Below are 546 nucleotides of genomic sequence, written 5' to 3' on the forward strand. Positions count from 1 at the left end.
GCAGGCTGCCGGGCAAAGACATGCGAATATCGCCGGTGCGGCGTTAAATGCAAACCGGCAAATCGGAGCCTTGGTCGGCGTAGCGATAACCGGGGTGATCATTCATCTGTCCGCCACTTGGTATGCCGGTGCCGGGTTTACGTTTTTGATGATGGGAGCGGCATACAGCCTCGCTGCATTGCTTGTATGGCTGTTTCTGGCTGCCCATAACGGGACTGCCGCGTCAGAAAAAAATGTAAATCACTGATTGCGCTTTGTGGGAATATATAGTAAGATATAAAAAATTATTGAAACAACAGGCACTGATAAGGACACGAGATGCTTTTTACGGTTTCCAGAGAGGGAAGGACAGCTGAGATCTTCCTAACGCAGGGAAAGCAGCTTACCGCCTTTGAGCCGTATCGGGGAAAACAAGTATCTGATACCGTCATGCTGCGTTACAGCATCTTTAAGCCGATCACCATGTGTAATTGATCGGGAATTTGGGTGGAACCACGGATGATCAACACATTCGTCCCTTTTAGAGGGATGGGTGTGTTTTTTTAT

The 546-nt window shown here is 48.5% G+C and carries 1 pseudogene and 1 other annotated feature; the pseudogene reads left to right on the plus strand.

Features of this window, described 5'->3' with window-relative positions:
• Positions 1–247: pseudogene (locus ACWHAR_RS31030) on the plus strand (MFS transporter); the annotation flags it as partial.
• A 46-nt stretch (positions 248–293) separates the two neighbouring features.
• Positions 294–522: a binding site (T-box leader), on the plus strand.
• Positions 523–546 lie beyond the last annotated feature (24 nt).

It is taken from the genome of Bacillus sp. LR--39, from assembly GCF_053613335.1.